This is a genomic window from Pseudoalteromonas arctica (assembly GCF_012927645.1).
Classification (GTDB): domain Bacteria; phylum Pseudomonadota; class Gammaproteobacteria; order Enterobacterales; family Alteromonadaceae; genus Pseudoalteromonas; species Pseudoalteromonas arctica_A.
This window is the reverse complement of the sequence record NZ_JABBMT010000001.1, coordinates 63,695-77,338: the sequence shown is the minus strand read 5'-3', so window position 1 is coordinate 77,338 and position 13,644 is coordinate 63,695. Positions and strand designations below refer to the sequence as shown.

The following is a 13,644-nucleotide window of genomic DNA, read 5'->3' as shown; positions in this document are numbered from 1 at the left end:
GAGGGGATAAAAGTAACAGACACAAAAAAACCTGCAAGCTGCAGGTTTTTTATTCAGCTAATAAATTATTGGCTATCAGCAAATGCTTTACATGCTGCAGTGTCAGTACACTCACCATAAAGGTAAAGGGAGTGGTTGGTTAATTTGATACCATTTTCTTCTGAAATTTCAAGTTGACGGCGTTCAATCATTTCATCTTCAAATTCAACCACTTTACCGCATTTTAAACACACAAGGTGATCATGGTGTGTGCTACCAGAGAGTTCAAATACTGATTTACCGCCTTCAAAATGATGACGGCTAACAATACCCGCATCATCAAATTGGTTAAGTACGCGGTACACAGTAGCAAGGCCAATTTCTTCACCTAGATCCAAAAGAATTTTGTAAACATCTTCAGCGCTGATGTGTTGGTTATCTGGAGATTGTAAAATCTCTAAAATTTTAATACGCGGCAAAGTTACTTTTAAGCCGGCCTTTTTTAATTCCAAGTTATGATCAGTCATTAAATCTGTCTCAATTATATTTGGTTATACTAGACACCTATAAAGATGTACACGACACATTAGCAACGATAAGAATAACGCGCCTAGTCATTAAGTGCAAAGATCAATTGCTAGAATTACTTATAAAAAGTGAAATACGAAAAAGAACGTCACAATTTTATTCGATTACTAGTAATAAAGTGCATTTAATCAGCAAGTTCACTTAAACACATCTCTTCATAAACTTGTGCTGACCATGCTTTTACACGCTGTTCAGTAAGCTCAGGTTGACGGTCTTCATCAATGCCTAAACCAACAAAATGGTTGTCATCAGCCATGCCTTTTGAGGCTTCAAAATCATACCCTTGCGTTGGCCAATGACCCACAACAATAGCGCCACGTTCAGTCACGATGTCATTGATCATACCCATCGCATCAAGGAAGTATTCAGCGTAGTCTTCTTGATCGCCACAGCCAAAAATAGCGACAAGCTTGCCATCAAAATTAACTTCTTCTAATTCAGGGAAAAAGTCATCCCAATCACATTGTGCTTCACCATAATACCAAGTTGGAATGCCAAATAAGATTAAATCAAATTCTGCGATCTGTTCTTTTGAACTTTTAGCAATATCATGCACAGCCACTAGCTTTTTACCCAATTCTTTTTGGATCATTTTAGCTACGTGTTCTGTGTTACCTGTATCACTTCCGAAAAAAATACCTACACTTGCCATGGATTTAAAACCTTTTATCTATCAATAGCCAATCTTTCTTGTAAAATAGTTTCAATCAGCGCACTGCGGCTAATATTTTGTGCGTCGGCCATATCGCTTAACGCTTGATATAACTGTGATGAAACTTTAAATTCGACACGTTTTAAACCACGTGCTTTATCTCTTTTTATTTGATTACGTTTATTTACCTTTAACTGAACCTCCCTCGGTAGGGGATTCGTTTTTGGTCTGCCGGGGCGTTTTTCGTATTCAAATAAATCGAGCGTTGTTCTATCTGTTTCAGACTTAGCCATGGTTAACCCACACCCGCACCTTGCCAAAACACCTGAATAAGTCCTTTGGCAATAAAACCAGAGCAACCTAAAAAGAGTACCAGCCACACAATATAACGACCAAATTTAGGCACATTGCCGCTTTTCAGTACGTCTTTAATTGCCAAGCCGATAAAAATAAAAATACCTGCTAAGCCAAAATACAACCCTAAGGTATCAAATTCGTTAATAAATTGACTGACCATCGACGTATAACCTTTAAATTAAACGGCGCGTACTATAGCATATAAAATTGTAATAATTTAGTGCGCTAAGTCAAAAATACGTGATTAAATTTAGCTTTATTACGCCATTAAAAAGTCATTGATCGACTTATTAACCGCCATTGGTTTTTGGGCATGCAACCAATGGCCGGCACCATGAATGATTTTTGCACTCACATTTTTAAACAGCGTATTAATTGCTTCACGGTGCTCAGCTAAAATGTAGTCAGAGTCATTACCTTTAATAAACAGAGTTTCGCATAAACAAGAATTATTTGCATTAATGTTGTCGGTAATTGTTGAATATTTATTATCAAGCACTGATAAGTTGAATCGCCAAACAAATTCCCCTGCATCATTTTTATATAAACTCTTTAATAAAAACTGACGTACACCTAGCTCTTCTATATACGGTTGCATTACTAAATCAGCTTGTTTTCTATCACTAATATCGGCATTTTTTACTGCATTTAATGCCTCAAGGATTTGGGTATGACGAGCCGGGTAGCTCACAGGGGCGATATCAAGTACCACTAATTTATCGACCAATTCGCTATGAGTCAATGCAACTTGCATAGCCACTTTACCACCCATGGAATGCCCTACAAAGTGTGCTTTTTGTATGTTTAATGTCGCCATTAATTCCATAATATCATTGGCCATGGCTAGGTAATTCATTTCATCACTGTGTGGGGAAAGGCCATGGTTACGTAAATCGACATTGGTTACGCAAAAGTGTTCACTTAATGGTTTTGCAATCACATTAAGGTTTTCTAAAGAGCCAAACAGTCCATGGATCAAAACAACATCAGGACCTTGACCAATTTGTTTGTAATTTAATTGCATAAACGTCTCCCATAATTTTGCGCATAGCGCATAGTTTGCCGAGCATTAACTTAAAAAGCAAAAAATAACAGCAACGTCGCTGAAGAAATAGTAATTGAGTGTATTTAGTTGTCGTTTTTATTTCTTTAACTACACTCAAGGGTGTATGAATACTAGTCAAAAGAGTGCTTGGCTAAGGTTGTAGTAAATACAAAACATTCTTTAAAAGGTGGTTTTATGTGTAACTTTACGAAACTAAAAAAATTAAAATACCTGCAAATTTTAGCCATGTCATTGATACTCGGACTAGCCGGTTGTGGCAGTGATAATGATGCTAACAAGTCTCCCCCTCCTGCTGAAGCAGATACGGTTGCTCCGGTGATCACTATTACCGGAGAGAGTGCTGTTTCTGTAAATCAAAATGAAAAGTATATAGAGCAAGGTGCTACAGCAACCGATAATGTGGATGGAACTATCACAGTAGTGATAACTGGCGATGTTAATACCTCTATTACGGGGGAGTACCTTGTTACTTATACTGCAACCGATACGGCAGGGAATGCTGCAACTGCGATAAGAACCGTCACTGTAGTGTCAGTAACCCTGAGTGGCACAGCAGCTGCTGGCGCTGCCATCGTCGGTACCGTCACAGTGAAAGGAGCTAATGGCAAAGTTAAATCATCACCTATAGCAGCAAATGGCAGTTATGCAGTGAATGTTACAGGCTTAGTTGCTCCTTATCGACTCCGTGCACAAGGCACCGTGGGTGGTCGTTACTATAAACTGCATTCATACGCAGCAGCTGCTAATGTGGGCGGCACCGTTAATATCACTCCATTCAGCGATTTAATCATAGCGAATACAGCGCAACAATTAGCGGAAAATTATTTTCAGTCAGATTCCTTTACAGAGCTGAGCAGTGCAGCACTCACTGCACAAGAAGGTGCATTACAGGCAAAATTACAAAATGTATTTGATGCACTCGGTTTAGATGCGGCGATTAATCTACTCAGTAGTAGTTTTAAAGCGGATCACTCAGGGCTTGATGCTGCGTTAGATTTAATTCGCATTTCAGTGAATGAAGAGAATAATATTGCCACTATTACCAATACTTTAGATGGCAGTTCAATTACAGATGATATTACTCAGTCAGATGATAATGATGCGGTGATCGAAGTTGATTCTGAAAAGGTGGGTAACGCGGTTACAGACAGGGTGGCGATTGCCAGTTTGTTTGCTAATTTTTCAGCGGCTTTCAACGACGGTTTACCGGAAGAGGATGATATAACTGGTTATTTTGCCACGGAATTTTTAAGTAATGATGCCGATTTAGCGCTGTTTTTAACCGATTTTTTAACCGATCCATTGCTAATTGGTGTGTCATTTAATAGCTTGGCTATTACTGAGTTAGACTCAGCTAATGGCAGTGCTGTCGTGGGCTTTAATGTTGCATATAATGGCCACCCGAGCTTTGAAACTGAGCAATGGTATGTTGCTAAAGATAGTAGTTTAGGTTGGCAATTTTTAGGTGATCAACAGATTGTTGATTTAGATTTTATCCATTACCACTGTAATGATTACGATGGCACTGACTCTATTGAGGGCAGTTGTGGTATCAATACTTCATTTAGTGATAATGATTTTAATAATAATGGCACACAAGGGATGCCCATTTTATCGGCCGCAATATCGGTGATCAGTCCACAAAACGGCAGTGTCAAAGATACCTTTTTTCTGGGTACGCCAATTAACAGTACAGAAGGGTTAATTTACGATGAAAATAACCAAGCATATAGTGGTGACTGGCGTGCATTCGGAACAAACTTAGGTGAAATCGACGCGAGTAAATTTAGTGTTGGCGATAAGATAAAATACCGTTTCTATACCAATAATTTAGATCTGAGCGATGCAAGTATGCCCACTGTTTCAGGCCAAGCCACAGCGGTTTATTCTCGCGAGCTAAATTATTTGCCAGTGACTACAGGTTTGTATCCTACAGCGCCACAAACAACCTTAGATAACCTCAATAACTTTACTTTGGGTAATGACTTAGTCGTTGAGTGGACATTGGCTGATGACACACAAATTGATGAAGTATTAGTTGAAATAACCGATAACCAAGACAACCATGTGTTATCAATTTGGGCATTACCTGCTTCAATAACGGACACCAGTATCACGTTTAATGCGGCAATGTTCGATCAAGAACTACTTGGAAACGATCAATTTCAGCCAGAGTTAGGTTATCAATTACTGATACGCATCTATGCTAAAGGTAATGCGCTGCCACAGTATTACTCAACAGATTACCGCGCTAGCGTAGCAGCGCAAGCTAGCTTTGCCTGCAATTATGAATCTGGTTGGAATGATAGTGCCGATAATGGCTTAGGGGCGCCAATTAACCCTAATTCGTTTAACGATTTCAAACAGGTCATTGCTAGCTGTGGCAATACAGTGGCCATTACTAAAAGTGAAGTGTTAGGTCACAGTTGGCTTAATGAGGGCGAGCGAGTCGAGTTTTATGATACGGGCTCGGCAACCCAAGCAGCTCCCAGTACTGGCAAGTTTATCGAGGGCAGTGAACAAATCGATTTTATTTGGTATATCGAAACAATAGGTGACCATACCTTTGTTGTCCAAGAAACTAACAGTGATTTAGACAATGACTTACCCACAGGCTTTTGGATAAGAGAGGCGTATGCTGTTATTGCAGTAACAACAGGTCAAGCAGGCGAAACGATATATTCGGCGGTTATATATGCCGAACAGTCCAATTATTCAGATCTCGACCGTGATACAAATAGTGACGGCGAAATTTGGAATAACAGTTACATCATTGAAAGCCTACAATAACCATTCCTTAGCTTAACATAATAGCCTAAGCTGTTATGTTAAGCCCCTCGTTATGTTAGAAAAATATATTTCGTTCTTTAATTGCAAGTAGACCAAACATAAATAACGCCAATAACAGTTTGCAGGGGTAAAGTTTGGGTTCCACTGTTTATTGTATAGTGCGTAATACAGCTTAAAGTAATTTAATAAATTATAATTCTTAACGATTGTTGTAACTCGCATTTCTAACTGTTTTGGGTATAATCATAGCGAAAGAAAAATGTGACCCGTAATGACAGGAAGAACATGAAACAAATCGACATAGACGACGAGTTATATCAGTACATTGCTAGCAATACCCAGAGTATTGGTGAAAGTGCATCAACTATTTTACGTCGTTTATTAAATATTCACGGCGATAATGATTTAGCTGTGCGAGAGAAACCAGAACAGCCCGTCAAGCATGAGATTGCAAAAGCGACTCAAGCAACTGAAAGCACCTCATTGTTCGAGAATAAAAAATCAACCACTGTCACACCATTGAAACAAGCGCATGCCAGTGTTTTTAATATACTTAATAAAGAAGAGTTGGCGATGCAAAAAGGCGTGGTAGGGCGCTTTTTGTTTATTCTATCGGCTTTACACAGAACCCATAAAACTGATTTTTCAGCGGTATTGGATGTGCAAGGGCGTGATCGCGTTTATTTTGCAACTAGCAAAGAAGCGTTAGTAAATAGTGGCAGCAGCATGAACCCGAAAAACATTACCGACAGTGAATACTGGGTAATGACTAACTCAAACACGACCCGTAAAAAAATGATGCTACATGAAGTGGCACTTGGCTTAGGCTACAGTGCTGAACAAGCTGAAAAAATTAGAGATTACTTATAAAGGAAATGTAATGGCGATTCATTCCGGTGCAGGCAAACCTGCAACACAATCAGATTTAGTAAATGTACCAAAATTAGTGTCTGCTTATTATTTAAATGAACCCGATCTAGAGCAAAACCCTGAACATTGTGTTGCTTTTGGTACTTCAGGGCATAGAGGTTGTTCATATGATGTGAAATTCAATGAATCTCACATTCTCGCCATTACTCAAGCAATTTGTGATTACCGAAAACAAAGTAATATTTTTGGACCGCTGTTCTTAGGTAAAGATACGCACGCGTTAAGTGAGGCGGCTTACAATTCAGCGATTGAAGTACTTGTTGCTAACGAAGTACAAGTGATCACGCAAGAAAACGACGATTTTACACCGACACCTGTGATTAGCCACGCTATTGTTAGTTACAATAAAAACCACCCAAATGAACTAGCTGACGGCATTGTTGTTACACCTTCACATAATCCTCCAGAAGATGGCGGTTTTAAATATAACCCACCTAATGGCGGCCCCGCAGATACTGACGTTACTAAGTGGATAGAAGACAGAGCTAATCAACTACTACTAGAAGATTTAGTTGAAGTTGAGCTGTTCCCATTTGCAAAAGCAGCCCGTTCAGGTTTTATTAAATACCAAGATTTAATGACTCCTTATATTGAAGACTTAATTAATGTGGTTGATGTTGCCGCTATAAGTAAAGCAAATATTAAAATCGGTATTGATCCACTAGGTGGCTCAGGTATTAATTTTTGGCCGGTTATAGCAACTAAATTCAATTTAGACTTAACGGTCGTAAATAACCAAGTTGACCCACGCTTTGGGTTTATGCCACTTGATAAAGATGGCAAAATTCGTATGGATTGCTCATCACCTTATGCGATGGCAAACCTAATTGCACTTAAAGATGATTTTGATATAAGCATTGGCAATGATCCTGACTATGATCGCCATGGTATTGTAACTCCTGACGGCTTAATGAATCCTAATCACTTTTTAGCGGTTGCGATTGATTACTTATTAAATCATCGTAACTGGTCTAAAGATGTACAAATCGGTAAAACACTGGTTTCAAGTGCAATGATCGACCGGGTAGTTACCCGTAATAATCGTCAAGTGCAAGAAGTTCCAGTTGGCTTTAAATGGTTTGTTGAAGGTTTAAGCACGGGCACACTCGCATTTGGCGGTGAAGAAAGTGCAGGGGCATCATTTTTACGTTTTGACGGCTCTGTTTGGAATACCGATAAAGATGGTTTCATCATGGGATTATTAGCCGCGGAAATTTTAGCTGTAACAGGAAAAACCCCATCGGCACTTTATAAAGAGCTTGAGTTCGAATTTGGTGCGCCTTTATACAAACGTATTGATGCGCCTGCAAGTTCTGCCCAAAAAGAGCGACTTAAAGGGCTAAGTGCGAAAGATGTTACGGCAGATACACTTGCGGGCGAGTCTATTTTACAAAAGCTAACTCATGCGCCTGGTAATAATGCCGCTATTGGTGGTTTAAAAGTAGTTACTGAAAACGGCTGGTTTGCAGCGCGTCCATCAGGCACTGAAGATATTTATAAAATTTACCTTGAATCATTTAAAGGTGAAGAACATTTAGCGCTATTAGAAAAAGAAGCCAAGAAGTTGGTTGATTCAGTTATTAGTTAATAACGCTTAGACTATTTTATAACGGCTGATTTATTCAGCCGTTTTTGTTTCTTATTTGCATAATAATATGAAGGCATTTGGATTATGACAGCCAACTCAGAGTATTTAAACGAATTACAACAGCAAGGCGATTTTTTAACTCTCAGCCGTAATAATGAATGGCACTTAGCAGCGGGTGCTTTTACTTTAAGTAATGGCACCGCTGTAACTATTCATGACACCGGCGTTATTGAGTTTCAACCAAAATGCGACACCACAATCGATGTGGTACTTTCAAGTGCGATCCATGGTAATGAAACAGCACCTATTGAAATTTGTGATGACTTAATTAAGCGTATTATCTTAGGTGATTTACAACTAGCACAACGTGTACTGTTTATTTTTGGTAACCCGCAATCAATTAATATTGGCAAGCGTTTTGTAGAAGAAAATCTAAATCGTTTATTTAATGGTCATCACACTGTCGAAGGTGTACGGATGAATAATGAGCGCACACGCGCAGCCAAGCTCGAGCAATATGTTAGTGACTTTTATCAACGTGGCGGGCAGCACAGAGAGCGTTGTCATTACGATTTGCACACCGCAATTCGTGGCTCAAAAAATGATAAGTTTGCTGTATATCCATTTTTACATGGTAAACCGTGGAAAAAGTCGCAACTACAGTTTTTATTAAGCTGTGGAGTGAATACGGTGCTAATGATGAAATCGCCAGCCACTACTTTTAGCTACTATTCGTCGTTTGTTCATGGTGCAGATTCATTTACCGTTGAACTTGGTCAAGTAAAACCGTTTGGTGAAAATGATATGAGTCGTTTTGCAAAAACCAAGGCGACCCTGAGCGCATTAATTAGCCAAAAAGAAGTAATATATAAAGAATTTGATGCAAGTGATTTTGAGTTGTTTGCTGTGCACCGGTCAATCAACCGCACTGAACAAGATTTTACGTTTCCCTTTTCGGATGATGCTGAGAATTTTACCGGTTTTAGCAAAGGTGATTTACTCGCAACGGATGGTCAGACCTGTTATTACGCAGATGTTGAAGGCGAAGCAATTATATTTCCTAATGCTGATGTTGCCCTTGGACAACGTGCATTATTAACGGTAATACCATTACAACTAACTGATAATATTATTTAACTTTTAGCTTTAAAGACCAGAAAAAATCGTTAACTATATGATTGTATATACTTTATATTCTTGTATAGTTAACTTTCCAGTACTACTCTCGCCAATTAACTTTGTTTCGTCTATGATTAGTTGAATAACACTTTACGTTAACGTAAGGTGTCAGCAGCTTTAATTTAAATACAGTACAGTTTCTGCAAAGTTTATCCTGCAGAGCACAGCCAATAATAACAACTGACTTGTACTGTTTACGACAACAAAAGAAGGTAGGTTATGAGCAATCCAAATAACGTATCGCTGAATATGAGTCATGATCTTGCATTTATTGACGGTCATGCCTTAAATATTCCGACCTTGAGTATTTTAAACGAGGATGGCGATATCCGCGACGGTGCAACAGCCCCCGATATTGATGAAAGTACTGCGCTGCGCTTATATGAAACAATGCGTTTTATACGCGCACTTGATGAGCGTATGCAAGCAGCTCAACGCCAAGGCAGAGTAAGCTTTTACATGCAATGTTTAGGTGAAGAGGCGGCAGTGACAGCGTCTGCTGCGGCACTTGATCAAGACGATATGATCATGGCGCAATACCGTGAGCAGGCTGCACTTCATTATCGTGGCTTCACACTTGATCAGTTTATGAACCAAATGTTTTCTAATGAGTTGGATTTAGGTAAAGGTCGCCAAATGCCAATTCACTACGGTTCAAATGTGCTTAATTACATGACTATCTCATCGCCGCTAGGTACGCAAATACCGCAAGCGACAGGTTACGCTTACGGGCAAAAAATTAAACACATAGATGCAAAATCTGGTGAGCTAAGCTCAACGATAGATAACATTACTATTTGTTACTTTGGCGAAGGGGCGGCTTCAGAGGGGGACTTTCATGCTGGTTTAAATATGGCTGCAGTGCATAAGTCACCGGTTATCTTTTTTGCTCGCAATAACGGTTATGCGATTTCAACCCCTGCAGATGAACAATTTAAGGGCGACGGTATTGCTTCTCGTGGTGTCGGCTATGGGATTAAAACAATTCGTGTGGATGGTGCTGATGCATTGGCCGTCTATGCTGCAACCAAAAAAGCTCGTGAACTTGCCGCTAAAACGGGTGAGCCGATTTTAATTGAATCAATTGCATATCGACTTGGCGCACATTCTACATCCGATGATCCTAGTGGCTACCGATCAAAGGACGAAGAAGCAAATTATCAGTCTTGTCCAATCGAGCGTTTTCGCAAATGGTTAATTAAGCAAAACTGGCTTAATGAAGAAGAAGACGACAAAGCCAAAGAGCAAATTCGTGAAGATATATTAGCCGCATTAAAACGCGCTGAAGTAATTGCAAAACCGGCGTTAGAAGAGTTGGTATCAGATGTATATGATACACCAATCCCTTCCTTGCAACGTCAATACGAGCAATTGAAAACGCATATTAAGCAGCACCCAGATGCTTACCCAGTGACTGCAGGGAGAATTAAGTAATGGCTAAAATGAATATGTTACATGCGATTAATTCAGCCCTTGATATAACTATGGCTGAACATCCGCAAGCGTGTATTTTTGGTGAAGATGTTGGCTATTTTGGTGGCGTATTTCGCGCAACCTCTGGACTACAAGAGAAGTATGGTCAGCACCGCGTATTTAATACACCATTAACCGAACAAGGGATCATGGGCTTTGCTAATGGCTTAGCAGCGTTTGGTGCACCTGCACTTGCTGAAATTCAATTTGCCGATTATATTTTCCCCGCATTTGATCAAATTGTAAACGAGTCTGCTAAATTTCGTTATCGTAGTGGCAACGAGTTTAATGTTGGCAACCTGACTATCCGTACTCCTTACGGTGGTGGTATTGCCGGTGGCTTATATCATTCGCAATCACCAGAAGCGTATTTTGCACATACTCCAGGACTGAAAATTGTTGTTCCGCGTAACCCTTACCAAGCAAAAGGCTTATTACGTGCTGCGATAAAAGATGATAACCCGGTTATTTTCTTTGAACCTAAACGTTTATATCGTGCATCAACTGGTGAAGTTCCTGAACAGGATTACAGCATTGAACTTGGTAAAGCTGAAATAGTTAGTGAAGGTACGGACGTAACACTACTTGCTTGGGGCGCACAGATGGAAATCATCGAAGATGCTGCAAAACGTGCCAGCGAGCAAGGTATCAGCTGCGAAGTGATTGATCTACGCAGTATTTTACCATGGGATATGGAAACGATTGCCACATCTGTAACCAAAACAGGCCGCTTAGTTGTCAGCCATGAAGCACCCATTACCAACGGCTTTGGTGCGGAAATCGCGGCGACAATCCAACAACAATGTTTTTTGCATTTAGAATCACCTATCTTACGTGTTTGCGGCTTAGATACTCCGTATCCATTAGCGCTTGAAAAAGAATATGTACCTGATGCGTTGAAAGTGCTCGCAGCAATCAAGCAATCGGTCGAATTTTAGGAGTCATCATGGCAAAAGATTTTATTTTACCGGATATCGGTGAAGGTATCGTTGAATGTGAAGTGGTTGAATGGTTAGTAACTGAAGGCGACGTTGTTGCTGAAGATCAACCTATTTGCGATGTAATGACAGACAAAGCACTGGTGCAAATTCCTGCGGTTCATGATGGTGTGATCAGTAAGCTGTATTATGCCAAAGGGGATATTGCTTTAGTGCATGCCCCGCTGTTTGCAATGGATGTAGCTGGTGAGACTGCTATTGATCATGCGCAAACAGAAGCAATCAGTGCAATTGAGCACACGCAAATAAATACTCACTCTGAAGTCGTTGAGGATTTTATCCTTCCCGACATTGGTGAAGGAATTGTTGAGTGTGAAATTGTTGAGTGGTTAGTCAGTGAAGGCGATTTGATAGAGGAAGATCAGGCTGTTTGTGATGTAATGACCGATAAAGCGTTAGTGCAAATTCCCGCTAAATATACGGGCACCGTGGTAAAACTTTATTATGCTAAAGGGGATATTGCGCAAGTACACAGCCCTCTTTTTCAAATGTCGATTGCAGGCACTCAAGCAAATGTTGTCGATATCAATGATGCATTAGTGAAAGCACAAACCAAAGCAGTAGTTGAAAAGCCAGTGGCAGCAGCTCCTGTAATTAATAAAAAGGCAGTCGCATCGCCTGCTGTAAGACGTAAAGCGCGTGAACTTGATGTTGATCTAACTACAGTTCCAGGTAGTGGTAAGAATGGCCGTATTTATAAAGAAGACATTGAACGCTTTGTAAAAGGTGAAGTGCCAAACAGTATTGATACTTCGCCATTGAAAGGTAGCACTGACATTGCAAATACAGCCAATTCCATCACAAGTGGTAAACGGGTTGAGCCAATCAAAGGCATTAAAGCGGCGATGGCTAAACAAATGGTTGCGTCAATTAGTACAATTCCACATTTTACATTTTGTGACGAAATTGATTTAACCGCACTTATTGCATTGCGTACTGAATTGAAAGAGCAGTATAAGCAACAAGGCGTTAAGCTGACTATGATGCCGTTTTTCATTAAAGCTTTATCATTGGCGATGAAAGAATTCCCGGTATTAAATTCAAAAGTAAATGATGACTGTACTGAGCTTACTTATTTTGCAGATCACAATATAGGTATGGCGGTGGATTCAAAAATTGGCTTATTAGTACCTAACATCAAACAATGCCAATTAAAAAGTATTGTGGATGTTGCCAATGAAGTAACGCGACTAACGGATGCAGCAAGAGAAGGGCGCGTAACACCGGATGACTTAAAAGGCGGTACTATTAGTATTTCTAATATTGGGGCAATTGGCGGCACTATTGCAACGCCGATCATCAATAAGCCTGAAGTGGCAATTGTTGCATTAGGTAAGTTACAGCATCTCCCGCGTTTTGATGAGCACGGTCAGGTTGTGAGTAAAGCTATTATGCAAGTGAGCTGGTCTGGCGATCACCGTGTTATTGATGGCGGCACGATTGCACGTTTTAATAACGTGTGGAAATCTTACTTAGAAACCCCAGCCAAAATGATGATGGCAATGAGTTAACTTTAATCGTTACCTATTTTAAAACCAGCCTAGTGCTGGTTTTTTGTTTTACTATTGTTGTTTTTTATTTATTATATTGGTGTCTCTAAATAGATACACCCGTAAGGGAATTTAAAAAAAATTAAGGAATTATTATGGAATATTTTATGGAAGCAATGCGTCGTTATGCCGATTTTAATGGCCGTACTCGTCGCAAAGCATATTGGATGTTTATATTGTTCAATGTTATTTTTTCGTGTGTCACTGGTGCAATAGATTATTTCACAGGTACTGCGATCATAGGAACACTATATAGTTTGGCTGTGTTGATCCCTCAATTAAGCGCAGGTGCTCGACGTCTTCATGATACGAACCGTTCTGGCTGGTGGCAGTTACTTTGGCTGGTGCCAATAATTGGTTGGATCGTATTAATCATCTTCTTAGCGCAAGATTCGCAAGAAGGCGAAAATGATCACGGCGCTAACCCAAAAGAAGTTGAACTAGTAGTCGAATAAATCTACCCAATACTTTAAAAGCTCTGTGATCGCTGAGCT

At 39.9% G+C, this 13,644-nt stretch carries 13 protein-coding genes; 8 read left to right on the top strand and 5 right to left on the bottom strand.

Annotation, left to right across the window (positions count from 1 at the left end; genetic code table 11):
• Nucleotides 1–65: 65 nt before the first annotated feature.
• From fur to HHO47_RS00375, 5 genes are all read right to left on the bottom strand, one after another.
• Nucleotides 66–506: a ferric iron uptake transcriptional regulator gene (gene fur, locus HHO47_RS00395; RefSeq protein ID WP_145233880.1), complete on the bottom strand. Its 441-nt coding sequence runs from the start codon at nucleotides 504–506 to the stop codon at nucleotides 66–68.
• Between the two features lie 185 nt (nucleotides 507–691).
• Nucleotides 692–1,219, bottom strand: a complete 528-nt coding sequence (gene fldA, locus HHO47_RS00390; protein ID WP_169017815.1) for a flavodoxin FldA — start codon at nucleotides 1,217–1,219, stop codon at nucleotides 692–694.
• A gap of 14 nt (nucleotides 1,220–1,233) precedes the next feature.
• Nucleotides 1,234–1,512, bottom strand: coding sequence for a LexA regulated protein (gene ybfE, locus HHO47_RS00385; protein WP_016709654.1), 279 nt, complete (start codon nucleotides 1,510–1,512; stop codon nucleotides 1,234–1,236).
• Between the two features lie 2 nt (nucleotides 1,513–1,514).
• Nucleotides 1,515–1,736: a DUF2788 domain-containing protein gene (locus HHO47_RS00380; RefSeq protein WP_008113777.1), complete on the bottom strand. Its 222-nt coding sequence runs from the start codon at nucleotides 1,734–1,736 to the stop codon at nucleotides 1,515–1,517.
• 99 nt (nucleotides 1,737–1,835) lie between these two features.
• Nucleotides 1,836–2,600, bottom strand: a complete 765-nt coding sequence (locus tag HHO47_RS00375; RefSeq protein WP_169017813.1) for an alpha/beta fold hydrolase — start codon at nucleotides 2,598–2,600, stop codon at nucleotides 1,836–1,838.
• 216 nt (nucleotides 2,601–2,816) lie between these two features.
• On the opposite strand from HHO47_RS00375, the gene HHO47_RS00370 reads away from it, so the two are divergent.
• The 8 genes from HHO47_RS00370 to HHO47_RS00335 all read left to right on the top strand — a co-directional run bounded on the left by HHO47_RS00370 (nucleotide 2,817) and on the right by HHO47_RS00335 (nucleotide 13,605).
• On the top strand, nucleotides 2,817–5,432 hold the full coding sequence (locus HHO47_RS00370) for a DUF5011 domain-containing protein (RefSeq protein WP_169017811.1): 2,616 nt from the start codon (nucleotides 2,817–2,819) through the stop codon (nucleotides 5,430–5,432).
• Between the two features lie 285 nt (nucleotides 5,433–5,717).
• Nucleotides 5,718–6,302: a replication initiation negative regulator SeqA gene (gene seqA, locus HHO47_RS00365; RefSeq protein WP_169017809.1), complete on the top strand. Its 585-nt coding sequence runs from the start codon at nucleotides 5,718–5,720 to the stop codon at nucleotides 6,300–6,302.
• A gap of 10 nt (nucleotides 6,303–6,312) precedes the next feature.
• Nucleotides 6,313–7,950, top strand: a complete 1,638-nt coding sequence (gene pgm, locus HHO47_RS00360; RefSeq protein ID WP_169017807.1) for a phosphoglucomutase (alpha-D-glucose-1,6-bisphosphate-dependent) — start codon at nucleotides 6,313–6,315, stop codon at nucleotides 7,948–7,950.
• 84 nt (nucleotides 7,951–8,034) lie between these two features.
• Nucleotides 8,035–9,087 (top strand): succinylglutamate desuccinylase, encoded by a 1,053-nt coding sequence (astE, locus tag HHO47_RS00355; protein ID WP_169017805.1) that lies wholly within the window; start codon nucleotides 8,035–8,037, stop codon nucleotides 9,085–9,087.
• A 261-nt stretch (nucleotides 9,088–9,348) separates the two neighbouring features.
• The gene (locus tag HHO47_RS00350) at nucleotides 9,349–10,563 is read left to right on the top strand and encodes a thiamine pyrophosphate-dependent dehydrogenase E1 component subunit alpha (protein ID WP_169017803.1); all 1,215 of its coding nucleotides are present in this window, start codon (nucleotides 9,349–9,351) and stop codon (nucleotides 10,561–10,563) included.
• Nucleotides 10,563–11,540: an alpha-ketoacid dehydrogenase subunit beta gene (locus HHO47_RS00345; protein ID WP_169017801.1), complete on the top strand. Its 978-nt coding sequence runs from the start codon at nucleotides 10,563–10,565 to the stop codon at nucleotides 11,538–11,540. The genes HHO47_RS00350 and HHO47_RS00345 overlap by 1 nt, the downstream gene beginning before the upstream one ends.
• Nucleotides 11,541–11,548: 8 nt before the next feature.
• Complete coding sequence (locus HHO47_RS00340) at nucleotides 11,549–13,111, top strand: dihydrolipoyllysine-residue acetyltransferase (protein ID WP_169017799.1); 1,563 nt, start codon at nucleotides 11,549–11,551, stop codon at nucleotides 13,109–13,111.
• Nucleotides 13,112–13,245: 134 nt separating this feature from the next.
• Nucleotides 13,246–13,605 (top strand): DUF805 domain-containing protein, encoded by a 360-nt coding sequence (locus HHO47_RS00335; protein ID WP_169017797.1) that lies wholly within the window; start codon nucleotides 13,246–13,248, stop codon nucleotides 13,603–13,605.
• The last annotated feature ends 39 nt before the right edge of the window (nucleotides 13,606–13,644 follow it).

What these genes read in the sequence shown, in the direction of transcription:
- fur (WP_145233880.1), bottom strand. Translation starts at nt 506, where the DNA reads ATGACTGATCATAACTTGGAATTAAAAAAGGCCGGCTTAAAAGTAACT.
- fldA (WP_169017815.1), bottom strand. Translation starts at nt 1,219, where the DNA reads ATGGCAAGTGTAGGTATTTTTTTCGGAAGTGATACAGGTAACACAGAA.
- ybfE (WP_016709654.1), bottom strand. Translation starts at nt 1,512, where the DNA reads ATGGCTAAGTCTGAAACAGATAGAACAACGCTCGATTTATTTGAATAC.
- HHO47_RS00380 (WP_008113777.1), bottom strand. Translation starts at nt 1,736, where the DNA reads ATGGTCAGTCAATTTATTAACGAATTTGATACCTTAGGGTTGTATTTT.
- HHO47_RS00375 (WP_169017813.1), bottom strand. Translation starts at nt 2,600, where the DNA reads ATGCAATTAAATTACAAACAAATTGGTCAAGGTCCTGATGTTGTTTTG.
- HHO47_RS00370 (WP_169017811.1), top strand. Translation starts at nt 2,817, where the DNA reads ATGTGTAACTTTACGAAACTAAAAAAATTAAAATACCTGCAAATTTTA.
- seqA (WP_169017809.1), top strand. Translation starts at nt 5,718, where the DNA reads ATGAAACAAATCGACATAGACGACGAGTTATATCAGTACATTGCTAGC.
- pgm (WP_169017807.1), top strand. Translation starts at nt 6,313, where the DNA reads ATGGCGATTCATTCCGGTGCAGGCAAACCTGCAACACAATCAGATTTA.
- astE (WP_169017805.1), top strand. Translation starts at nt 8,035, where the DNA reads ATGACAGCCAACTCAGAGTATTTAAACGAATTACAACAGCAAGGCGAT.
- HHO47_RS00350 (WP_169017803.1), top strand. Translation starts at nt 9,349, where the DNA reads ATGAGCAATCCAAATAACGTATCGCTGAATATGAGTCATGATCTTGCA.
- HHO47_RS00345 (WP_169017801.1), top strand. Translation starts at nt 10,563, where the DNA reads ATGGCTAAAATGAATATGTTACATGCGATTAATTCAGCCCTTGATATA.
- HHO47_RS00340 (WP_169017799.1), top strand. Translation starts at nt 11,549, where the DNA reads ATGGCAAAAGATTTTATTTTACCGGATATCGGTGAAGGTATCGTTGAA.
- HHO47_RS00335 (WP_169017797.1), top strand. Translation starts at nt 13,246, where the DNA reads ATGGAATATTTTATGGAAGCAATGCGTCGTTATGCCGATTTTAATGGC.